This is a genomic window from Pseudomonas putida, from assembly GCF_003228315.1.
In the GTDB taxonomy this organism is placed as follows: domain Bacteria; phylum Pseudomonadota; class Gammaproteobacteria; order Pseudomonadales; family Pseudomonadaceae; genus Aquipseudomonas; species Aquipseudomonas putida_S.
This window is the reverse complement of the sequence record NZ_CP029693.1, coordinates 229772-251048: the sequence shown is the minus strand read 5'-3', so window position 1 is coordinate 251048 and position 21277 is coordinate 229772. Positions and strand designations below refer to the sequence as shown.

Genomic DNA, 21277 nt, shown 5'->3' with positions numbered 1-21277 from the left:
TAGCGGCCAGTACCGTGCAGGAGCCGTCGTCGGCAGCTCCTGCACAGCACCAACTCAGACCTGATAAAAACCGCGATACCACTCCACGAACTGCCTCACCCCGGTCTCGACACCGACCTGGGGGCTGAAGTCGATCCACGCTTGCAACGCACGGGTGTCGGCCCAGGTCTTGACCACATCCCCCGCCTGCATCGGCAGGAAATTACGCCGCGCGCGCCGGCCCAATGCCGACTCCAGGCACTCGACGAAATCCATCAGCGCCACGGGCTGGCCATGACCGATATTGAACAGACGGTTGCGACCTTCATCGGGTGCACGTGTACGCAAGCGGGCAATGCTTTCGACGATGTCGTCGATGTAGGTGAAATCCCGCGCCATTTCGCCCTGGTTGAAGAGATCGATCGGCAGGTCCTTGAGCATCGCGTCGGTGAATTTGAACAGCGCCATGTCGGGTCGGCCCCAGGGCCCGTAGACGGTGAAGAAGCGCAAGCCACTGGCCTTGATGCCGTACAGGTGGCAGTAGCTGTCGGCCAGAAGTTCATTGGCGCGCTTGGTGGCGGCATACAGGGACACCGGGTGCTCGACTGGATCCTCAGTGCTGAATGGCATTTTGTTGTTGGTGCCATACACCGAGCTGCTTGAGGCATAGATCAGATGTTCGGGTCGATAGTGTCGACAGGCTTCGAGCACATTGAGGAAACCCACCAGATTCGATTGCCCGTAGACATCGGGGCTGTCCAGCGAATAACGCACACCGGCCTGGGCGGCCAAATGAACTACCTCACTGAAGCCCTGCTCGCGGAACAGGTCCATCAAGGCCGGCTTGTCGACGATGTCCATTTTCTCGAAGCGAAAGCCGGGCACGGACGCCAGCACCTCAAGCCGTGCCTGCTTGAGCCTTGGGTCGTAGTAGTCGTTGAGGTTGTCGATGCCGACCACTTCATGGCCGTCCTCGCACAAGCGTCTGGCGGTGTGAAAGCCGATGAATCCGGCAGCGCCGGTGACCAGGACCGTCATCGGGCAGCCCCCGTTGAACCCAGTCGACTTGTGATTCGGATGCCTTGCACGGTCGTCTTCATGGAGAACTCCATCGTTCAGCCTGGGGTTGAGGCAATAACTTATAGCCCTGTGTATTCAACAGAGCCACATCCGCTTATCCTGTTAGTTAATGACATTGCATTCTAATTACATCGGTACAAATATACAGTGACGGCATATTGACGTCATTTACTCGCAGACATTGGCCAGGCGACTTCTGGGATCGAAAAAAGTTTAATTTAATCGATGAAAAAAATTTCATGCATCAAAACAATCGCTTGCCAGACCGCGCCGTAACTTCTGGATAAATGGCATCTAATTTGACTATCAAAGTTTGACAGGCCATGCAGAGTGGCAGATAACTATGTCCGGCCTGGCAAAAACAGGTCACCATCGGAGCACTAGTCGGCGTTCGCCGATCCAAGGGAAACACTAATGTAGCTATCGAGTTAAAGGCCCGAATGCACGGACCGTGCGGTAGCTTTGACCTGAACAAATACGTCGACAACTGCTCTAGTTCATTTGGCTAGATGCCCGGCGACTATCAGTCCTAGGTCTTATATCAGTCTTATTGAAAAACGGCCGGCGCGTACTAATCCGTCTTGTGACGATGGGCGTCCCGGTCAAGACCCAGGCGTAAAGTGCTTCATTATTGATACACACTTTACCCAATAAAAATAATTACGCCGGGTACACATCTCCAACACTGCCTAGCAAGCCTGAGGGCGTCCGGATACCAGAGCGGTTCACGGCGCTTTAACTTTCGCTAAGTTCGGAGTTTGTAAGCATGCTAACTAACAGCACCGATGGCTCTAGTTGGTACCTGCTCCAGTGCAAACCGCGTCAGGATGACCGGGCACAAATCAACCTGTTGCGCCAGAACTACGACAGCTTCCGCCCGCAACTCGCTACAACCCGGCTGATTCGCGGCAAACCGCAAAGGGTTTGCGAATCGCTGTTTCCGGGCTACCTGTTCATTCGCTTGAGCCAGGATGACAACTGGGGGCCGATACGCTCGACCCGCGGAGTCAGTCGCTTCGTTGAATTCAATCGCGGGCCGGCCATCGTGGCCGATGACGTGATAGAGCAACTGCAATTGCGCTGTCTCACCTGCGAGTCGACCGATATCCAGGCGCTTGAACCGGGCCAGACTCTGCAAATAACCCGTGGGCCTCTATCGCCTCTGGAAGGGGTATTTTTGTCCAAACTGGGTGCGGAGCGGGTGATGTTATTACTTCAATTCCTGAACCGGGAACAGTGTGTCTGTGTACCGCTGCGGGATCTTGCGCTTCAACAAAACAATAATAACTTTGCTGCCAGAACACTCTAAGCGTGGACTTTCGAAGGTCTTAAAACTCGATCTTATATCTATATTCCAGTCTTGCACTGTTCGTGACCAGGTGACGATTGCCGCACCTGCGCACCCATTCCCCAGGAGCAAAGATATGGCCATAAAACCCTGCAACCCCTTCGTGCTTATTATGGCCACGCTATACCCTGGATATGCCTGGTGCCTTGATCCTCAGAACATTGATATCTATGGCTTCAACTTCACTCCGACGCTGTTTTTCTCGGAAGCCTATGACGATAACTTCCGCGAGCTTGAGCACAATGTGCAGTCGTCGATGGTCACGCGTATTGCGCCCTCCTTCGAGCTCAAGGCCGAGGACCGCAACAGTGCAACTCGCCTGATCTGGCAACCGACCCGAAACATCTACCACGATGAGCCGGACGCCTCTAACACCGCACAGCGTGTGCAACTGGCGAGCATCATGGAGTTCACCGACCGGCATCGTCTGGAACTCGAAGGGGAATGGCGCAAGTACGAGCGAACCACCGACACGGCGGTTCCCGGCGAGAATGACAAGATCCAGAACAGTCAGGTCAACGGTGTCTATACCTATGGCGCCCGAAGTGCCGCCAACCAGCTTGAGTTCGGTGCCAACTATGCGGAACTTCGCTACGACAACTCCGGTGGCGTCAACGACGACAAGGAGCGCAACACCACCGCCCTGAACACCACCTGGTACCACCGCATCGGCAGCAACACCCGGGGCCTGGTGGAATACGACCACAAGATCTTCGACTACCTGCAAAGCAACAGTACCCGCAGCAGCAAGTCCGATGCCGTGCTCGCGGGCGCCGAATGGGACCTCACCGCGCGCACCACCGGCAAGGTGCGGGTGGGTTATGAGCACAAGAATTTCGATTCAAGCCAATCCAAGGATCTGAACAACCCGACCTGGCAGGTGGACCTGCAATGGAAGCCGCGCACCTACTCGACCTTCACCTTTCTGGCCCGCCAGGCCCTGGCCGAAGGTGACGATGGTTCCGATGCCGTCAAGACCACCTTTACCCAGGTCGGCTGGCGACACGGCTGGACCGAACGCATCACCTCCGTTGCGCAAATCGGTGCGGGACGCAACGTCTACGAGGGCCAGAGCCGCACTGACGATCTGCGTGAATACCATCTGGGGGTGATTTATGCGATGCGCCGCTGGATGGACATCGAAGTGGGTTATCGCTACCGCGACAACAACTCCGATGCCGATAACCAAAGCTACGAACGCAACGTGTTCCAGGTCAGCTTCGACATCAGTCTCTGAGGAGATTTTCCATGAATACGCGTATTCCCGGCCTCTTGCTCATGCTGTGTCTGTCCCCTGTTTCCCACGCCGGCGATCCGGGTACCCAATACAAACTGGCGGCCGGCGACGTTTTGCGCATCACCGTGTTCGGCGAACCGGAGCTGAGTCTGAAACGGATCCGCCTCAATGACGCGGGGACCTTTTCCTATCCCTTTCTCGGGGAAATTTCCGCCAAGGGCCTGACCCCCAACCAGGTTGAAAAAATCATCGTCGACGGGCTCAAGCAGGGTTACCTGGTCGATCCCAAAGTCAGCCTGAGCCAGATCGAATACCGCGCCTTCTACATCAACGGCGAAGTACAGAAACCAGGCAGCTATCCCTTCGTGCCGGGGCTCACCCTGGACAAGGCCATCGCCCTGGGTGGCGGCCTGACCGAGCGCGCCTCGATCAAGCGCGTGACCATCGTGCGCGGCGATGGCGGCCAGACACTGACCGACAGCGTCACCCGCAGCACCGTGATTTCTCCCGGTGACACCATTTCCATTGCACAAGGCTTTTTCTAATCATGGACAACAGCCCTAGCACCTACGTCGAACGTCCGCTTCAAGCGCTTGCACCCGTGCAGCACAACGAAGAAAAGGACACCATTGACCTGCTCAAGCTCTGGAGAGTGATCTGGCGTGCCAAATGGAACATCGGCTGGTGCGTGCTGCTGTGCAGTGCGCTGGCCGTAGCCGTGGTGTCGAGCATCACCCCGCAGTACATCGGCAGTACCACGATACTGATCAAGGACACCGCCCCGCCGCCGCTGAACTTTCAGCAGACGACCGACAAGGGCGGGCCAACGCCCGACTATCTGCAGACCCAGCTGGCACTCCTGCAATCGCGGGACCTGGCGGAACGGGCGGTGCGCAAGCTCAAGCTGACCACCAACCCGCTGACCGATCCGCGCCAGCAACCGCAATCCTGGTTCAAACCGCGCCAGTGGCTGGCGGACCTCAATGCCGGCCAATGGTTACCCGGTCTGGGCTTCCTGACGCCGATCGAGACCGCGCCCACGGAAGAGGACGTGTTCAACCTGGTCACCCAGGACTTCATGAAGCGCACCAGCGTCAAGTTCGTCGGCAAGAGCCAGTTGATCGAGATCGAAGTGGAGCTGCCTGACCCGCAACTGGCGGCCGCCGCTGCCAATGCGCTGGCCCAGGGTTTTCTCGACAGTCAGTTCGATACCAGCCAGAAGTCCGCGCAAACCACCACCAGCTGGATGAACACCCGCCTGGTCGAGCTGCGCGACAACCTGCGCAAGGCCGAGGACAAACTGCAGGCCTACCGTGAAGAACAAGGGCTGGTGGACGTCGACGGCGTCTCGACCATCAGCGCCAACGAACTGCAAATGACCGGCAATCGCATGATCGACGCCCGCCGCGACCGCGCCGAAGCCGAAAGCCAATACCGTCAGGTACAAGGCTTGGGCAATGGCGACCTGAGCCGGCTGTCCAGTGTCCCCGCCGTGTTGAGCAACCCGCTGGTGCAGCAATTCCAGGCCGAACTGGCCAAGGCCCAGGCCAAGGTCGAGGAACTCTCGGGGCGCTATGGTCCCAAGCACCCGGCCATGATCTCTGCCCGCTCGGAACTGCGCACCGCCACCGAAAGCCTGCGCATTCAGGTCCGGCAGGTGATTGCCGGGATCGAGCACCAGTACCAGCTGGCGGTGGCCAGCGAAGACGCGCTGCGCAAATCCTTCAACACCAACAAGGCACAGATACAGGACATCTCGCGCAAGGAATTCCAGCTGCGCGAATACCAACGGGAGGTCGACAGCAGCCGGGCGCTGTATGAAACCGTGATCACCCGGCTCAAGGAAACCGCGGCGACGTCCGACATGGACTCGACCAAGGCGCGGATCGTCGACCCAGCCATCGTGCCGGTGGATCCGAGCAAGCCGCGCAAAACCCTGATCGTGGCGATTGTCGCCCTGGTGGCCGCGGTGATCGGCGTGGCGCTGGCCTTCCTGTTCGACGCCCTGAACAACACCTTCAAGACCGACGAAACCATTGAAAGCACCCTCAACATACCGCTGCTCAGCGTGGTGCCGCTGGTGGCGAAGAAGAGCCGGCGGCAACTGGCGCGCCTGTTCGACGACAACGACAACCCGCACTTCTCCGAGACCATTCGCAACCTGCGCACCTGGTTGATGCTGCAGGAAAACGAGGCACCGTCGCAGGTGGTGCTGGTGACCTCGACCCTCCCCGAAGAAGGCAAGAGCACCATCGCCAACAACCTCGCCAGTTCGCTCACGCCGCTGGAGCGCGTGCTGCTGATCGATGCCGACATGCGCCAGCCCACTCTCTCGCTGAACTTCGACTTCCCGCCCGACACCCCGGGGCTGGCCAACGTGATTGCCGGCACCGCGCGCCTGGAAGATTGCATCCGCACCGTGGGCAACCTCGATATGTTGACCGCCGGCAGCTTCCCTACCCCCGATCAGGATCTGTTCAGCTCACCGCGCCTGACATCGCCGCTGGCCCAGAGCGATCCGCTGCGCCAGCCGCCGCCCCAGGACCTGCTCAGCTCGCCGCGCCTGGCGCGCATGCTCGACGTGCTCAAGGCACGCTACCGGCACATCATCATCGATTCGCCTCCGGCGGAAATGGTCAGCGATGCGCTGTTGCTGGCCCAGCATTCGGACGCGGTGATCTATGTGGTCAAGGCCGACAGCACGCCGGTGGGCCAGGTGCAAAAACACCTCGCCATGCTGCAACAAAGCCACGCGCCGGTGTTCGGGGTGGTGCTCAATCAGGTCGACCTGCGCAAGGCGCGCAAATACGGCTACAGCCATTCACAGACGTTCCATAACTACGAGTTCGCCTCCCGGTAATCCCCGGAGAGCGGCACTGTCTGCCAACGCTTGACCTCACTCGAACCGATACCCGCCGGCAGTACTCCCCTGCCGGCGCATGCCCTCTTGTTTAGAGATTGAGCCCATGACACCGCAAATAACCCAACAAATGGAAAACCGCCGAGGGCTGATGTTCTGGGGGCAGTGGCTGTGCGCGATGGTGCTGATCAACCTGTTGCTGATGCTGCTGGTGTATTGGCGGGTCGGCAACCTGACCAGCGAATATCGCTTGCTGATGACGCTGACCGTGCTCGGTGCAATGCCGATCTACAGCGCCATGCAGGTCTATCACAAGCGCCATGGCCTGTTGAACGGCCTGGGGCGCTTGCTCGCCGGCTGGCTGATCCTGCTCGCGGTACTGATGGCCATCGCCTTCATCACCCAGACCAGCGTGCTGTTCTCCCGCCAGGTGATCATCGTCTGGGCAATCATGGGTTTCGTGGTGCAGGCGGCGAGCTTCCTGCCACTGCACTATCTGGCCAGAATCCATGCGCGCAAGCTGTGCAACCAGCGTCGCTCGATCATCATCGGCACCTGCCCGACCGCCGATGAGCTGGCCAGAAAGCTCATCAAGCCGGAACATGCGCGGGTCCTGGGTTTTGTCGCCACCCAGGACCTGACGGGCCCGGCCCCCAGCGTCCTGCCGTTGCTCGGTCGGGTGGCCGAGATCCGCGACATTATCGCGCAGCAGGACGTGCGTCGCGTCTACATCGTCCTGCCGATGGCCCAGGCCGAGCTCATCGAAGCCCTGTACATCGACTTGCTGGACATGAACGTCGACGTGGTGTGGATCCCGGACTTGGGCAGCATGGTGCTGCTCAACCAGTCGATCTCCGAAATCGAACGCATGCCGGCGATCTACCTCAACGAAAGCCTGATCAGTTCGCACCCCGGCAGCCTGCTGTGCAAGGACCTGCTCGAACGCAGCCTGGCGGCGCTGGCCCTGCTGATTCTCAGCCCGCTGCTGCTGGGCGTGGCGATTGCCGTCAAGGTCACCTCTCCCGGCCCCGTGCTGTTCAAGCAGAATCGCCACGGTCACGACGGGCAGATCATCAAGGTCTGGAAATTCCGCTCGATGCGCGTGCACGACGACCAGCTGGTGCGCCAGGCCACCCGCGACGATGACCGCGTCACCCCGCTCGGGCGCTTCCTGCGCCGCTCCTCGATCGACGAATTGCCGCAGCTGTTCAACGTGCTCTTCGGCCAGATGGCCCTGGTCGGACCGCGCCCTCACGCGGTGACCCACAACCTCTATTACACCGGCAAGGTCCGCGCCTACATGGCCCGCCATCGGCTCAAGCCCGGCATCACGGGCCTGGCGCAAATCACCGGGCACCGGGGCGAAACCGAGACCGTGGAAAAAATGCAGCTGCGCGTCGCCCAGGACCTCAACTACATCAACCAGTGGTCGCTGTGGCTGGACATCAAGATCCTGGTCAAGACGCCCTTCACCCTGTTTTCCAAAGACATCTACTGACGCCTTGGCGACGTGGATCGACCCCGTGATGCCCGGAGATTTTCCTGATGAATGTGAGCGTATTCGGAATTGGCTATGTCGGCCTGGTACAGGGGGCGGCGCTGGCGGAAGCAGGCCACAACGTGCTGTGTGTGGATGTCGACGCCGGCAAGGTACAGGCGCTGCGGGACGGCACGTTGCCGATCTACGAACCGGGCCTGAAAAGCCTGGTACGGGAGAACTACCAGAGCGGAAGGCTACAATTCGACACCGACCTGGTTGCCGCCGTGCACCACGCTCAATTGCAGCTGATCGCCGTCGGCACGCCACCGGATGAAGACGGCTCGGCTGACCTGCAATACGTGTTGAGTGTGGCGGACACCATCGCCCGGCACATGCAGCGCCACCAGATCATCGTCGACAAATCCACCGTGCCGGTCGGGACCGCCGACCGGGTGCGCGCGCATATCTCTCAGGTGCTGGCCGATACCGGTCGCAGCGGGCTGACGTTCGATGTGGTGTCCAACCCGGAATTCCTCAAGGAAGGTTGCGCGGTCGAAGACTGCATGCGCCCGGACCGGATCATCATCGGCACCGACAGCCCCGACGCCGAGGCGGTGATGCGCGAGCTGTACGAGCCGTTCAATCGCAACCGGGAAAAAATCGTCGTCATGGACGCCCGCAGCGCCGAACTGACCAAGTACGCCGCCAACTGCATGCTGGCGACCAAGATCAGCTTCATGAACGAAATGGCCAACCTCGCGGAAAAACTCGGGGCCGACATCGAGATGGTGCGCCATGGCATCGGCTCCGACCCGCGCATCGGCTACCAGTTCATCTATCCGGGGCTCGGTTATGGCGGCTCGTGCTTTCCCAAGGATGTGCAGGCGCTGATCCGCATCGCCGACGGCGTCGACTTCGATGCCCGTGTGCTCAAGGCGGTCGAGACGCGTAACAACGAACAGAAACACACGCTGTTCAAAAAGGTGTTCGAGCACTTCGACGGCGCGCTGCGGGGCAAGACCTTTGCCCTGTGGGGCCTGAGCTTCAAGCCCAATACCGACGACATGCGCGAAGCCCCCAGCCGGGTGTTGATGGAAGCCCTGTGGAAAGCCGGCGCGAGCGTCCAGGCCTTTGACCCCAAGGCCATGGAGGAAGCCCAGCGTATCTACGGTGCGCGCGATGACCTGATGCTGACCGGTACCAAGGAAGCGGCCTTGAAAAACGCCGACGCGCTGATCATCGCCACCGAATGGCAATCGTTCCGCGCCCCGGATTTCGAGTTGCTCGCCGAGCGCCTGCAGCAGCCGGTGATTTTTGACGGGCGCAATCTGTTCGATCCCCAGCGCCTGAAAAGTCGCGGCTTCACCTACTACTCCGTAGGCCGACAGACACTTTGATCAAGGAGTCAGGCAATGATCAGGCTAAAACTGGTCGAGCAGTTCAGCCCCGACCTGCTCAAGACCAACCAGGCGTTTTCCTTCATCAATTTCGCCTCGATTGGCAGTCTTCTCGACGCCCCGGAGGACAACAGCATCAACTACTTCTGCGATGGCATGCTCCTGTCGACCTTCATGTCACGCATGACCGGGCAGCCGGTGCAGCGGGTCAGTTTCGACTTCACCTCGATTGCCGATCCGGTGCTGCGCACCGCCGAACAACAGGGCCTGGGTGTGTACTTCGTCGGCGCCCGGCAAGTGGAACTGGACCTGTTCCTGCTGAAGATCCGCCACCGCTATCCACACCTGAAAATCGCCGGCTCGCACAACGGCTACTTCGATGAGGTTCAGGCACGGGATATTCATGCCGACATCCGCGACAGCGGGACGGACATCCTGATCACCGGGCTGGGCGCCGGCTTGCAGGAACAGTTCGTCGAGCAGGGCATGAATCTGGGATATGCCGGGGTGGCCTTCACCTGCGGCGGTTTCATTCGCCAGCAAGCCACGGCCACCCTCAACTACTACCCCGAGATCATCAACCGCCTGCATCTGCGCGCGTTCTACCGCATGTACCGCGAGCCGCACACGATCAGGCGCTACCTGTTCAACTACCCGAGCAACTTCTTGCGACTGTGCTCCCTGTTCGTCCGGCGCAAGGTGGCGGTTGACTTGCTGCGCGCCGAGGGCCGGGAAGCGAGCATGAAAATCCTGTTCATTCTCAAGGACTTCACCCCCGGCGGTGGCGTCGAAGGCGTGCAGCAGCGCCTGGCGGGGCAATTTTTGCGCGAAGGTCGCGAGGTCGGCTTTTTTGTCATGAACGGCGATACGCCGCAGCAGGAAGGCGCGACGGTTTACCGGGGCGCGGGCCAGGGCCTGACAGGGTTGCTGCGGTCCATCCTGTTGCTGCGCCGGATCATTCGTCGCGAAGGTGTAACCCACCTGATCGCCGCCAAGGAACAGGCCAATCTGTGCACCTGGTTCGCCACCCTGGGTTGTCAGTGCAAGGTCATCTACGCCCGCCACGCCGCCCTCGACTGCGCCGAGCAGAAAACCGGGCCCGCCAGCCTGCGCCTGCTCTACGCGCTGTACCTGTGCGGCAGCGGCAAGGTCGTGGCGGTGTCCAACGGCCTGCGTCAGGGCCTGGCCGAACTGATGCCCTGGGGTCGCCAACGTGTCCGTTACTGCCCCAACGCGGTGATTACCGACGCCATGCTCAGTGCCGCCCAGGCGCCCTTGCCCGCAGGGATACCCGCCAGCTACTGGCTGGGCGTGGGGCGATTGGTGCAGCCCAAGGGCTTCCATCTGTTGCTCGATGCCTACGCCATGGCCTTGGCGGGCAAACAGTCGTTGCCGGATCTGGTGATTGCCGGCGACGGCCCGGAGCACGCCGCGCTGACCGAACAGGCGCAACGCCTGGGCATCGCCGGGCGCGTGCATTTCACCGGTTTCCTGAGCAATCCCTACCCGCTGATCCGCCACGCCCGGCTGCTGATCCTGAGCTCTTTCCACGAAGGCCTGCCCACTGTGCTGATCGAAGCCCTGGCCCTGGGCACCCCGACACTGGCCTGCGATTGTGGCAGCGGCCCCCGGGAGCTGCTCGACCACGGCCGGCTCGGGCGGCTGGTGAAAGTCAATGATGTAGCCGCGCTGGCAGAAGGACTGCTGCACAGCCTCACTCCGGAGGGTCCGGGTATGCCGGCCGGCCGCATCGCCGAAGAAACGGTTCGCCAGTACGGCAGTCGTCAGGCCGCCCAGGCCTACTACCAGGTATGGAACCTATGAAGAAGCTGCTGATCATCCTGCATGACCTGAGCGCGGGCGGTGCCGAGAAGATGATGGCGCGCCTGGCCGGTGCCATGGCCGATGCGGGCGTCGAGGTGACGCTGTTGATGCTCACCGGTGGCGGTGTGCATGCCGGGAGCCTGGACCCTCGCGTCAGGCAGGTCGAACTGCAAAGCGGGCGCAGCGCGAATGCCGTGCCGGCGCTGGCGCGATTTCTGCGGCGCAATCGCTTCGATGCGCAGCTGGCCGCCCTCACCCACGTCAACGTGATCGCGATTGCCGCCGCCGCGCTGTCCGGCACCCTGTCGCGCCTGCATGTGAGTGAGCGCAACGCGTTTTCCCATGACAAGCATGTCAACCCGTCACTGCGGGTACGACTGGCCTACGAGCTGGCGCCGCTGCTGTACCGGCTGATCCCCAACCCGGTGATCTGCGTGTCACGGGGGGTGGCCGAGGATCTGGTGCAAACCACCATCGCCCGCCAGCGCGATGTCACGGTGGCCGACAACCCGGTGCTGGACAACGACTTCCACGACCGCCCTCCGTCGATGCCCGAGCATCCGTGGCTCAAGAACAAAACCACACCGGTGGTGGTTGCCGTGGGACGCCTGGCCCAGCAGAAGGGTTTTGACACGCTGATCGATGCCTTCGCCCGGCTGCCGGATCGCACCACGCGCTTGATCATCTTCGGTGAAGGCACGCTCAGGGAACGCTTGCTCGATCAGGCCCGCGCGCTGGCCGTCGCCGATCGGGTCGACCTACCGGGCTTTACCGGCGATCCTATGGCGCAAGTCGCGGCGGCCGACTGTTTTGTGCTCTCGTCGCGCTTCGAAGGCAGCCCGAACGCACTGGTCGAAGCCCTGGCCACCGGCACCCCGGTGGTTGCCACTCGCTGCCCCCATGGTCCGCAGGACATTCTGCAGGATGGCGCAGTCGCACCGCTGGTGCCGGTGGATGACCCCGGGGCGCTGGCGCTGGCGATCAGTGATCAGCTCGGCGCGCCGATCGATACACGGCGCCAGGCACGCATCGACGCCGCCGCCCGCTTCATGAATGCGCGGGCAGTGAAGACCTATCTGCACGCCTTGCTCGGGAGTCCGCAGCCATGAACTCACTGCCCGTCCGGTACAACACGCTGCGCGATCTGTTCGCCTTGTTCGGCGTGCTGTTTTACATGCAGGTGATCGCTTTTTTCAGCGGACTGGGCGGCGCATCGAGCCTGGATGACGCCCAGCGTGACCTGGAGGGCAACCTGGTTAATCAGGTCTGCGGGCTGATCACCTTGCTGGTGCCGCTGTTTTTCTTCATCCGCCACAAAGTCTTCCTGAGCAAGACCTTCTACCGGCAGAACGCCTTTTTCCTGCTGTTCGTGCTGTGCGTCGCCGCGTCGATCAGCTGGTCCCAGGACCCGATGCTCAGCCTCAAGCGCTTTGTCGCGTTGATGAGCGTGGTGTTTTTTGGTGGCTACATCGCCTACAACTACAGCCTGGAAAAAATCAGCTTCGTGCTCGGCTGCACCATCGGCGTCGCCGCGTTCATCGGGCTGATCTGTGCCGTGATCCTGCCGGACATCGCCTTCATTTCCGGGGGCATTCGCGACGGTGCGTTCAAGGGCATCTTCCCGGAAAAAAACGCCGGCGCGCGGATCAACGCCATCGCCATCGTGTTGTTGCTGCCGATGATCCGCCGGCGCAATCCCTGGGCGATGTTCAGCGCCTTGTGCTCGCTGGTGGCCATCGGGCTGGCGCAGTCCGCCACCGGACTGGCGCTGATTTGCGCAGGCGCGGCGAGCTACTGGTATTTCCTGACGATGATCCGCCTGCGCATCAACCGCTCAGTGCTGGCGTTCTTTGCCGCCACGGTGCTGTACGGGCTGATCTGCGCGTTTCTCTACGGCAACTACACGTTGCTGCTGGAAATGCTGGGGCGTGATCCGACACTCACCGACCGCATGCAGATCTGGGAGCTGCTGAGCCCCTTCATCGATGCCCAGATGCTTCGGGGCTACGGCTTCGGCGCCTTCTGGTCCAGCACCGATGCCGACGGGTTCATTGCCCGTTGGGGCTACATCGGCAACGCCCACAGCGGCTACATGGAAACCCTGCTCAACGGCGGCGTGGTGCAACTGACGGCGCTGGGGTTGATGCTGGGCGAAGCGCTGGTCAAGCAATACCGCGCGGTGACGGCGAACCAGTCGGCGCAGTACCGCGCCAGTGCCCTGGTGATCATCGGTCTGTTCGTCGTCACCAATTACGTGGCGTATGTGATCCCCAACTACCGCTCCGCCGAGTTCCTGGTGTTCTGCATCCTGGCCCTGTCCTTCCGGCATCAGCACGCCAGGGTCGGTGTTGCCAGCCAACGCGCGGGGTCGCAAACGCCGACGCAACGCAATGTCTTCACCGGCGCAACCGCCAGGGTCGTACCCAAGGAGAAAAGCCCATGCTGAGACACAAGCCTTCTGCGCCGGCGTCGGTGTGCGTGGTCATTCCGATGTACAACGCCGCCAGCACCATTGAAAAAACCCTGGCCTCCCTGACCCTGCAAACCCGCCAGCCGGATCGGGTGATCGTGATCGACGACGGCTCCAGCGACGACTGTGCGCAGCGGGTCAGGGACTTTGCCGCGCCCTTTCGACTGACCCTGTTGCAGCAAGCCAACCAGGGCCCCGCCTGCGCGCGCAACCGGGGTATCTTTGCCGCCGAGGAAACCTTCATTGCGTTCCTCGATGCCGATGATCAATGGCATCCGCAGAAGCTGGAAAAACAGCTGGCGCTGTATGACCGCCTGACCGCCCGGGGCCACGCGGTGGGTCTGATCGATTGCTACCAGATGAGTGTGTTCAGCGACGGCCGGCAGCAGCTGGAAGAGCGGCGCAAAGATGGCAATCACTTTGCCGATTTCATCCGCGAGAACGTCATCAACGGCACGTCCGGCGTGCTGGTGGTGCGCGAGGTGGTCTGCGCGCTGGGCGGTTTCGATCAATCCCTGCGCTTCGCCGAGGACCGTCTGCTCTGGACCCGGATCGCCGAGAGTTGGGAGATCCATACCGTGCCGCAGATTCTGCTCAGGCGCGCCGTGGCCGACGGCAACATCACCGCGCAACCGCAGAAGTACTACCCCTACAAAGTCAAATTCATCGAGCTGTACCTGGCCCGCTACGGCGAACGTTTGACCCGGCAGCAGCGCATTCATTTCGTGCTGGCCAACCATGCCGAATTCCTCAATGCCTTTTCACGGCGTGGCGATCATGCGCAGGTGATCAAGGTGTTCGGGCAGATGCTCGGCCACTCCTGGCAGACCCTGATTTTCTTCCATGGCAAACCGACCCTGCGCTACCTCTATGCGCGGTTCAGGACGCTGCTCAAGGCTTCGTGATTCGACCGTTTCATTCCCGAAGGACTCGCCGGATGACCCCATGGCCAATCAACGCCTCGTCACATTGACCTGGATCTTCACCGAGAAATTCGGCCTGATCTTCCTGTCGATGATCACCTTCGTCATCTACGCGCGGCTGCTGTCGCCGGAAGAACTGGGCGTGGGTACGGTGATCATCGCCATCGTCGAAGTGATCGGCATCCTGTATTCCTCGGTGCTGGAAGATCCTTTGGTGCGCCTCGAACGCCTGGACGAACGGCAGATCGCCACGGCCTTCTGGGCGGCGGTACTGGCGAGCCTCGCGTCCATCGCGCTCATCAGCGGCGTGGCGGTGCTGTGGCTGGACTCCCCCAACCTGCAATGGATGACGGCGGTGGCCTCGGTGAAGATCCTGTTCACCATGATGGCGCGGGTGTATGTCGCGCAAATGCGCCGCAGCAGCAATTTCCGGATGCTGGCTTCGCGCACGCTGCTGGGCAAGGTGTTCGGCGGCGTCGCCGGCATCGCCGTCGCGTTCTGGGGTTTGGGTGCCTGGGCGGTGATTGCCCAGGCACTGGTCATGGAGTTGGTGTCCATCATCGTCTTGATGAACGGCGACCGTCGCCGGATCCCATGGATCATCGACCTGCCGTTCTTGCGTGAATTGCTCAGGGCCGGCCTGCCGGTGGCCATCAACACCCTGAGCTCGCAAACCCTGCAGCGCGGAGTCAATGTGGTGCTGGGCATCACCGCCGGCACCCACGCGGTGGGCATGTTCAACCTGGCGATGCGCATCATCGACCTGCCGCGCACGGCGTTCTACAACGGCCTGATGAGCTACGCCCTGCCGGCGTTCGCCCGGCGCAGAGCGGAACCTGAGCGGCTGATCGGTTTTATCTGCGACTCGACCGCGGTCAGCGGTTTTTTGCTGACACCGGTGTTCATCGGCATTGCCGTCACTGCCGAGGACATCATCCTGTTGATTTTCGGCGCCAAGTGGGCGGACGCGATCCCCATGCTCCAGGTGCTGGCCTGCACTGCCGCCATCGGCAACACCGCGATGTACGCCACCACCGCGCTGGTGGCCGTCAACCGCACGCACCTGACCCTCAAGGCGGAAGTGGGCACCACGCTGCTGGCCCTGGCGCTGGTCTACGCCCTGGGCCCGCTATATGGCGGGATGGCCGCCGCGCTGTCGCTGCTGGTGCGGATGGTGCTGGTCACGCCGCTGCAGATTCGCGGGCTGAAGACGGCCATCGGTTATGACTGGCACGCGTTTTTCGCCTCCAGCTACCGCAGCGTGGCGGCCTCGCTGGTGATGACCGCAGCAGTGCTGTGGTTGATGCCTCGGCTGCAAGTGCACGGATATGTACACCTGGCGTGCAGCATTGGCATCGGTGCGCTGACTTATGCCCTGGCCTACAGCCTGTTGCACCCACGCTGGCCACAGGAATTCAAATCGGTATTCACCTCCCGCTGATCTCTTTCCCCCGCAATCTTCGTGACAGGATGCCCACCATGCGCAAAACCACGCTGATCACTGGCGGGGCCGGCTACATCGGCTCCCATACCGTATTGACCCTGATGGACGCCGGCCACTCGGTGGTGGTGCTCGATAACCTGTGCAACAGCTGCAGGGAGTCCATCCACCGGCTTGAGCAACTGACTCACAGCAGCGTCGATTTCATCGAAGGCGACGTGCGCGACACGCCATTGCTCGACGAAATTTTCGCGACCTACGACATCGACGCGGTGATGCATTTCTCCAGCCTCAAATCCGTCGCCGAAAGCGTGCGCAAGCCGCTGGAGTACTACGCCAACAATGTGGCCGGCACCTTGAACCTGTGCCAGGCCATGGCCCGGGCACACGTGTTCAAACTGGTGTTCAGTTCCTCGGCCACGGTCTACGGCGACCCTGCGCAGATACCGATCGCCGAAGACCTGGGCACCGGTCATCCGGTTAATCCCTATGGCCGCAGCAAGCTGATGATCGAAGAACTGCTGCAGGATCTGGCGCAGTCCGAACCGCGCTGGAGCATCGCGCTGCTGCGCTACTTCAACCCCATCGGCGCCCACGAAAGCGGATTGATCGGCGAAGACCCCCATGGCCTGCCGAACAACCTGCTGCCGTGCCTGACCCAAGTCGCCATCGGCCGACTGCCCGAACTGACGGTGTTCGGCAACGACTACCCCACCGTCGATGGCACCTGTGTGCGCGACTACATCCATGTGGTCGATGTCGCCGAAGGGCATTTGAAGGCATTGCAGATGCTGCAATACAGCCCGGGCATCAACATCTGGAACCTCGGCACCGGCACCGGCTACAGCGTGTTGCAGATCATCCACAGTTTCGAAGACGTGACCGGCATCCGCATCCCCTACCACTTCGCCCCGCGCCGGGCCGGGGACATCGCCCAGTGCTGGGCCGACCCGAGCAAGGCCGAGCGCGACCTGGGCTGGCATGCACAGCGCAATCTGGAGCAGATGATCATCGATACCTGGCGCTGGCAGTCAGCCAATCCCTTTGGTTACCAATCCCGCCCACCCGTGCCTTTAGCGATGGCCATGAAATAAATGGAGCCTGCCCATGATCAGGGAATGTCTACTGGGTTTCTTTCTGATGTGCATGATGTTCGAGGTGTCCGCCGCAACCTCGCGACCACCCGCCGAGGGCCTGGTGCTGTGGCTCGACGGGGCGGACGCCTCGAACCTCAGCCTCAATCAACAGGGACGTGTGCTGAGCTGGCTGGACAAGTCAGGCCACGGCAATGACGTCAATGCGGACAATGCCGCGCCAGGTGCTTTGCCCGAATACGTGAGTGCTGCCATTAACGGCCATGGTGTGGTGCGTTTGAATGGCACCGCGGCGTTCAGTGCCAAGGCCCTGCGCAGCGCCAAAGGGCCGGTGACGTTGCTGGTCGTGTCGCGGCGACTGCCGGAACAGGCCGGTGGCAAGGCCTGGCAACGCCTGTTCAGCTCACGCCCGCAACTGGCCGATAACGACAACGTGGCGCCGAACTTCGGCATCAGCGTGCAACAGACCACTGCCTACGAGCCGGCCCTGGCCTTCCTTGAAGCCGGCGACGTGCCGATCGGCCCGCTCGCCGTGGGCCGCAACGTGGTGGGGACGTCGGAAATCCTGCGCGGCGATATCGCCGAAGTGCTGGTGTACGACCGCCCCTTTGCCACCCAGGCCGAGCGTCAGGCGGCATTCGAATATCTGGCGCAAAAATGGAAGGTCACCATCCCGTCGCAAGCCAATGCCTGGACCCGTACAGGTCCCCTCGGCCCACTGCCACAACGGACCAATCCCGACCTTCCGCTGTCCGATCAGGCCAATGCCGGCCAATGGCAACTGGATTCGCGCTTGAGCGACGACTTCAACGGCAACACCCTCGACCCCGGACGCTGGCATGTAAACGACGCCACCGGCACCGATTCGCTGGGGCGCAAACCGGCCCTGTTCCTGCCCGAGAACGCCAGTGTCAGCGACGGCTACCTGAACATCGTCTTTCGCAAGCAAACCCTGCCCGACAAATACGTGCGCCTGGGCTACAAGGACTACAGCAGCGCCATGGTCCGCACCATTGAACGCGGCAGCTACGGTTACTACGAGGCACGGGCCAGGCCGATGAATTCGGCGGGGTCCAGCGCGTTCTGGCTGGCCTGGACCGGGCTTGCGGACAACGCCACGGAAATCGATGTTTTCGAAATCGGCGGGAAAACCAAAGATGCCAAATTCGACCGGATGTACAACATGAACGCCCATGTCTGGGCGACCCCCACCAGCACCGCGCACCTGGCCGAAGGCAGCAGCTGGATCAGCCCCTGGCGGTTTGCCGACAACTTTCACGTCTATGGCCTTGACTGGCAGCCCGACACCTTGCGCTGGTATGTCGACGGCGTGCTGGTCAGGGAGGCGAAGAACAGCCACTGGTTCTTCCCGATGCAGATCGTCTTCGACAGCGAAGCCATGTGGGACTGGTTCGGCGTGGTCGACGATGCCGACCTGCCGTCGACGTTCAGTATCGATTACGTCAAGGTCTGGCGGCGGGGCAAATAACGATGTCGCCTGTGATCGACGCCAACCCCCTGTAGGAGCGAGCATGCACGCGATGCACGTCAACGATAACGCGGGTCAACTGATACCCCGCGGTGTCCTCGGGTGCATCGCGAGCATGCTCGCTCCTACAGGGGGATTTTTTTTGCCTCAGATATCGATCTGCACCACCTCGATCCCCTGCGCACGGTAGTCCTCGATATTGCCCGACGCCACGTGCCGTTCGGTGATCAGCGCATGCAATCGCGAACAGGGCGCGACCACGAACGGCTCCACCGCGCCCAGCTTGTCCGCGGTGGTCACCGCTATCACCCGGGACGCGCTGTCGAGCATCGCCTGTTTGACCGGCACTTCGTCAAAGTGCAGGGAACTGATGCCGACTTGCGGGTGGATCGCGCAGACCCCGGTGAACAGCAGATCGGCCTTGATGCCTTCGAGCAGGCGCAGGGTTTCATGACCGCCAGCGGACTGGGTCGCCGGATTCAGTTGCCCGCCCGCCAGGATCACCTTGATGCCTTTGTATTCGGACAAGGTGATCGCGGTCATTGGCGAAGCCGTGACCGCCGTGATGCAAATGTCCGACGGCAACGAACGCGCAATCTGCAATGTGGTGGTGCCGGAGTCGAACATCACGGTCTGGCCGTTCTCCACCCAGCCGGCCGCCAGCTGCGCCAATCGGGTCTTCACCTCGTCGGTTTCGCTGATGCGGGTGAAGTAGTCCTTGCCGGTGTCCTTGGGCCTGGGCAGTGCCCCGCCGTGCACCCGTTGCACCAGGCCGGCAGTGGCCAGCTCCGAGAGGTCGCGGCGAATGGTGTCTTCGGACACGGCGAAGTGCTGGCTCAACTCGGAGGCCATGACCTTGCCGTCGCGTTCGAGGATCAAGAGGATTTTCTGCCGGCGCAGATGAGGTAGCTCCGCCGGGGAATGCTGGTCGTGCATGGTTGCGCCCGTTTTATGCCTGTTTATGCATGTAACTGCGTGTTTGTGCCGAGGTTAGCCAAAGCCCATGCCAAACACAAACCGCCATGGCTGGAAAAGAGCGCCAGGTATCATTTCTTTCGATCTTTCAAATCAAGCAGCGGAATTTTTTATTTGCCCTGCCCCTGTTCAGAATGGCGCCATCAAAACTGTTCTGGACGATAACTTCATGAATCTCAATTTCGCTTTCGCCTGCATGATCGTGGTCTCGTTCACCATCGCACTGGTGCATACCTGATCGGTGCCGCATCGAATCTCCCTGCATTTTCCCGGCCTCAGTCTGAGCTAAGTTTCGGTCCGTAGCCTTTGCATTGCGCACATAACCGCGCTGCCAAAGGAACTCGACCGACATGAACCCGACCATAGCCGGATGGCTCAATAAAGTGCCCGAAGTGACGTTGTCCTTCTGGGTGATCAAGATCATGTCCACCACCGTCGGTGAAACCGGTGCGGACTTTCTCGCGGTCGACGCCGGGCTCGGGCTTGGCGGGACCAGTGTCGCCATGGCCGTGCTGCTGGCGATCGCCCTGATCATGCAACTGCGCTCGCGGGCCTACACCCCCTGGATATACTGGCTCACGGTGGTGCTGGTGAGCATCGTCGGCACGCAGATCACCGACATTCTCACCGACGTACTGGACGTCAGCCTCTACACCAGCACGGCAGTGTTTTCGGTGTTGCTGGTGGTCAATTTCCTGGTCTGGTACCGCATCGAACACAACCTTTCCATCCGCGAGATCAACACGCCCCGGCGCGAGCTGTTCTATTGGGCCACCGTGCTTTGCACCTTCGCCCTGGGCACGGCGGCAGGCGATCTGGCCACTGAAGCCCTGGGTCTGGGCTTCAGCCTGGGCGCGGTGATTTTCGCCGCCTTGCTTGCCGTGACCCTGATCGCCTGGCGCCTGGGTGCCAACGTGGTGCTGACCTTCTGGATCGCCTACATCCTCACCCGGCCTTTCGGTGCCTCCCTCGGCGATCTGCTGACCCAATCCAAGACCTACGGCGGGCTCGGCATGGGCGCGACCTGGACCAGTGCGCTGTTCCTGTGCGTCATCGTCATCCTGGTCACCGTGGCGCAGATCAGCGTCGGCAACCGCAAACAGCTCCCACAGTAACTCTTGGCTCAATAACTCTATTTTCAGGGAATCCATCACCATGCGTTTCTTCCAGAACACCCTGCGTCACGTCGCCATCGTCACCTCCATCGCCCTGCTGAGCATCGCCGCCGGCTGCTCGAAACCTGCGGACAAACCCAATGCCGCAGCAGGTTCGGGCGCTGCCGCCAGCCAGAACGTCGCGGGATCGAAGCTGGGCGATCTGTCCGAGTTCCGCAATATCGCTGTCGACGTCGCCGGCCTCGTCGACAAGAATGACCTGGCGGGCGCCAAAACCCGGATCAAGGACCTGGAAACCTCCTGGGACGAAGCCGAAGCCGGCATCAAGCCCCGTGCCGCCGCCGACTGGCATGTGGTGGACAAGGCCATCGACCATGCCCTGTCCGCCCTGCGCAAAGGCAGCCCGGTCCAGGCCGACTGCAAGGCCGCCATGGATGACCTGTTGAAGGCCTTCGACTCGATGAAAGGCAAGGCGTAACCTGCCGCCAGTGCATGGTTAGAACAAGCGACGCGTAAACTGTGGTGAGTACAGCTGCTCGATCTTCAATGAGCAGCGATACTCACC

At 61.4% G+C, this 21277-nt stretch carries 18 protein-coding genes; 16 read left to right on the top strand and 2 right to left on the bottom strand.

Features of this window, described 5'->3' with window-relative positions:
• Positions 1-54 precede the first annotated feature (54 nt).
• Complete coding sequence (locus tag DKY63_RS01195) at positions 55-1017, bottom strand: NAD-dependent epimerase (protein WP_110962409.1); 963 nt, start codon at positions 1015-1017, stop codon at positions 55-57.
• An 808-nt stretch (positions 1018-1825) separates the two neighbouring features.
• Between DKY63_RS01195 and rfaH the strand changes: the two genes are divergently transcribed.
• The 13 genes from rfaH (at position 1826) to DKY63_RS01125 (ending at position 18622) form a co-directional block, all read left to right on the top strand.
• Positions 1826-2368, top strand: a complete 543-nt coding sequence (gene rfaH, locus DKY63_RS01190) for a transcription/translation regulatory transformer protein RfaH (protein WP_110962408.1) — start codon at positions 1826-1828, stop codon at positions 2366-2368.
• Between the two features lie 151 nt (positions 2369-2519).
• Positions 2520-3644, top strand: a complete 1125-nt coding sequence (locus DKY63_RS01185; protein WP_239499364.1) for an outer membrane beta-barrel protein — start codon at positions 2520-2522, stop codon at positions 3642-3644.
• Positions 3645-3655: 11 nt separating this feature from the next.
• A complete protein-coding gene (locus DKY63_RS01180; RefSeq protein ID WP_110962406.1) occupies positions 3656-4189 on the top strand; it encodes a polysaccharide biosynthesis/export family protein in 534 nt (177 codons plus the stop codon).
• Positions 4190-4191: 2 nt separating this feature from the next.
• On the top strand, positions 4192-6504 hold the full coding sequence (locus DKY63_RS01175; RefSeq protein WP_110962405.1) for a GumC family protein: 2313 nt from the start codon (positions 4192-4194) through the stop codon (positions 6502-6504).
• 106 nt (positions 6505-6610) lie between these two features.
• Positions 6611-8002 carry an undecaprenyl-phosphate glucose phosphotransferase gene (locus DKY63_RS01170; protein ID WP_239499363.1) on the top strand — a complete coding sequence of 464 codons (1392 nt, stop codon included), beginning with the start codon at positions 6611-6613 and terminating at the stop codon, positions 8000-8002.
• Between the two features lie 47 nt (positions 8003-8049).
• Positions 8050-9381, top strand: coding sequence for a UDP-glucose dehydrogenase family protein (locus tag DKY63_RS01165; RefSeq protein ID WP_110962403.1), 1332 nt, complete (start codon positions 8050-8052; stop codon positions 9379-9381).
• Positions 9382-9396: 15 nt separating this feature from the next.
• Positions 9397-11205 carry a WecB/TagA/CpsF family glycosyltransferase gene (locus tag DKY63_RS32485; RefSeq protein WP_239499362.1) on the top strand — a complete coding sequence of 603 codons (1809 nt, stop codon included), beginning with the start codon at positions 9397-9399 and terminating at the stop codon, positions 11203-11205.
• Positions 11202-12314 carry a glycosyltransferase gene (locus tag DKY63_RS01150; protein WP_110962402.1) on the top strand — a complete coding sequence of 371 codons (1113 nt, stop codon included), beginning with the start codon at positions 11202-11204 and terminating at the stop codon, positions 12312-12314. The genes DKY63_RS32485 and DKY63_RS01150 overlap by 4 nt, the downstream gene beginning before the upstream one ends.
• The gene (locus tag DKY63_RS01145) at positions 12311-13651 is read left to right on the top strand and encodes an O-antigen ligase family protein (RefSeq protein WP_110962401.1); all 1341 of its coding nucleotides are present in this window, start codon (positions 12311-12313) and stop codon (positions 13649-13651) included. The genes DKY63_RS01150 and DKY63_RS01145 overlap by 4 nt, the downstream gene beginning before the upstream one ends.
• On the top strand, positions 13645-14580 hold the full coding sequence (locus DKY63_RS01140) for a glycosyltransferase family 2 protein (protein WP_110962400.1): 936 nt from the start codon (positions 13645-13647) through the stop codon (positions 14578-14580). Before DKY63_RS01145 ends, DKY63_RS01140 begins: the two co-directional genes overlap by 7 nt.
• A gap of 40 nt (positions 14581-14620) precedes the next feature.
• Positions 14621-16039: an oligosaccharide flippase family protein gene (locus DKY63_RS01135; protein WP_110962399.1), complete on the top strand. Its 1419-nt coding sequence runs from the start codon at positions 14621-14623 to the stop codon at positions 16037-16039.
• Between the two features lie 38 nt (positions 16040-16077).
• Positions 16078-17133 (top strand): UDP-glucose 4-epimerase GalE, encoded by a 1056-nt coding sequence (gene galE, locus DKY63_RS01130; RefSeq protein WP_110962398.1) that lies wholly within the window; start codon positions 16078-16080, stop codon positions 17131-17133.
• Positions 17134-17146: 13 nt separating this feature from the next.
• On the top strand, positions 17147-18622 hold the full coding sequence (locus tag DKY63_RS01125) for a family 16 glycosylhydrolase (RefSeq protein ID WP_110962397.1): 1476 nt from the start codon (positions 17147-17149) through the stop codon (positions 18620-18622).
• A gap of 147 nt (positions 18623-18769) precedes the next feature.
• Here the strand turns inward: DKY63_RS01125 and DKY63_RS01120 are convergent, their stop codons facing one another.
• Positions 18770-19558 (bottom strand): DeoR/GlpR family DNA-binding transcription regulator, encoded by a 789-nt coding sequence (locus DKY63_RS01120; RefSeq protein ID WP_110962396.1) that lies wholly within the window; start codon positions 19556-19558, stop codon positions 18770-18772.
• A 67-nt stretch (positions 19559-19625) separates the two neighbouring features.
• Between DKY63_RS01120 and DKY63_RS01115 the strand changes: the two genes are divergently transcribed.
• The 3 genes from DKY63_RS01115 (at position 19626) to DKY63_RS01105 (ending at position 21190) form a co-directional block, all read left to right on the top strand.
• On the top strand, positions 19626-19835 hold the full coding sequence (locus DKY63_RS01115) for a hypothetical protein (protein ID WP_239499361.1): 210 nt from the start codon (positions 19626-19628) through the stop codon (positions 19833-19835).
• A gap of 112 nt (positions 19836-19947) precedes the next feature.
• Entirely contained in the window at positions 19948-20712 is a 765-nt protein-coding gene (locus DKY63_RS01110; RefSeq protein WP_110962395.1) for a COG4705 family protein, read from the top strand.
• A gap of 40 nt (positions 20713-20752) precedes the next feature.
• On the top strand, positions 20753-21190 hold the full coding sequence (locus DKY63_RS01105; RefSeq protein ID WP_110962394.1) for a hypothetical protein: 438 nt from the start codon (positions 20753-20755) through the stop codon (positions 21188-21190).
• The last annotated feature ends 87 nt before the right edge of the window (positions 21191-21277 follow it).

What these genes read in the sequence shown, in the direction of transcription:
- DKY63_RS01125 (WP_110962397.1), top strand. Translation starts at nt 17,147, where the DNA reads ATGATCAGGGAATGTCTACTGGGTTTCTTTCTGATGTGCATGATGTTC.
- DKY63_RS01120 (WP_110962396.1), bottom strand. Translation starts at nt 19,558, where the DNA reads ATGCACGACCAGCATTCCCCGGCGGAGCTACCTCATCTGCGCCGGCAG.
- DKY63_RS32485 (WP_239499362.1), top strand. Translation starts at nt 9,397, where the DNA reads ATGATCAGGCTAAAACTGGTCGAGCAGTTCAGCCCCGACCTGCTCAAG.
- DKY63_RS01105 (WP_110962394.1), top strand. Translation starts at nt 20,753, where the DNA reads ATGCGTTTCTTCCAGAACACCCTGCGTCACGTCGCCATCGTCACCTCC.
- DKY63_RS01110 (WP_110962395.1), top strand. Translation starts at nt 19,948, where the DNA reads ATGAACCCGACCATAGCCGGATGGCTCAATAAAGTGCCCGAAGTGACG.
- rfaH (WP_110962408.1), top strand. Translation starts at nt 1,826, where the DNA reads ATGCTAACTAACAGCACCGATGGCTCTAGTTGGTACCTGCTCCAGTGC.
- DKY63_RS01145 (WP_110962401.1), top strand. Translation starts at nt 12,311, where the DNA reads ATGAACTCACTGCCCGTCCGGTACAACACGCTGCGCGATCTGTTCGCC.
- DKY63_RS01150 (WP_110962402.1), top strand. Translation starts at nt 11,202, where the DNA reads ATGAAGAAGCTGCTGATCATCCTGCATGACCTGAGCGCGGGCGGTGCC.
- galE (WP_110962398.1), top strand. Translation starts at nt 16,078, where the DNA reads ATGCGCAAAACCACGCTGATCACTGGCGGGGCCGGCTACATCGGCTCC.
- DKY63_RS01175 (WP_110962405.1), top strand. Translation starts at nt 4,192, where the DNA reads ATGGACAACAGCCCTAGCACCTACGTCGAACGTCCGCTTCAAGCGCTT.
- DKY63_RS01195 (WP_110962409.1), bottom strand. Translation starts at nt 1,017, where the DNA reads ATGACGGTCCTGGTCACCGGCGCTGCCGGATTCATCGGCTTTCACACC.
- DKY63_RS01170 (WP_239499363.1), top strand. Translation starts at nt 6,611, where the DNA reads ATGACACCGCAAATAACCCAACAAATGGAAAACCGCCGAGGGCTGATG.
- DKY63_RS01165 (WP_110962403.1), top strand. Translation starts at nt 8,050, where the DNA reads ATGAATGTGAGCGTATTCGGAATTGGCTATGTCGGCCTGGTACAGGGG.
- DKY63_RS01185 (WP_239499364.1), top strand. Translation starts at nt 2,520, where the DNA reads ATGGCCACGCTATACCCTGGATATGCCTGGTGCCTTGATCCTCAGAAC.
- DKY63_RS01140 (WP_110962400.1), top strand. Translation starts at nt 13,645, where the DNA reads ATGCTGAGACACAAGCCTTCTGCGCCGGCGTCGGTGTGCGTGGTCATT.
- DKY63_RS01180 (WP_110962406.1), top strand. Translation starts at nt 3,656, where the DNA reads ATGAATACGCGTATTCCCGGCCTCTTGCTCATGCTGTGTCTGTCCCCT.
- DKY63_RS01115 (WP_239499361.1), top strand. Translation starts at nt 19,626, where the DNA reads ATGCCAAACACAAACCGCCATGGCTGGAAAAGAGCGCCAGGTATCATT.
- DKY63_RS01135 (WP_110962399.1), top strand. Translation starts at nt 14,621, where the DNA reads ATGGCCAATCAACGCCTCGTCACATTGACCTGGATCTTCACCGAGAAA.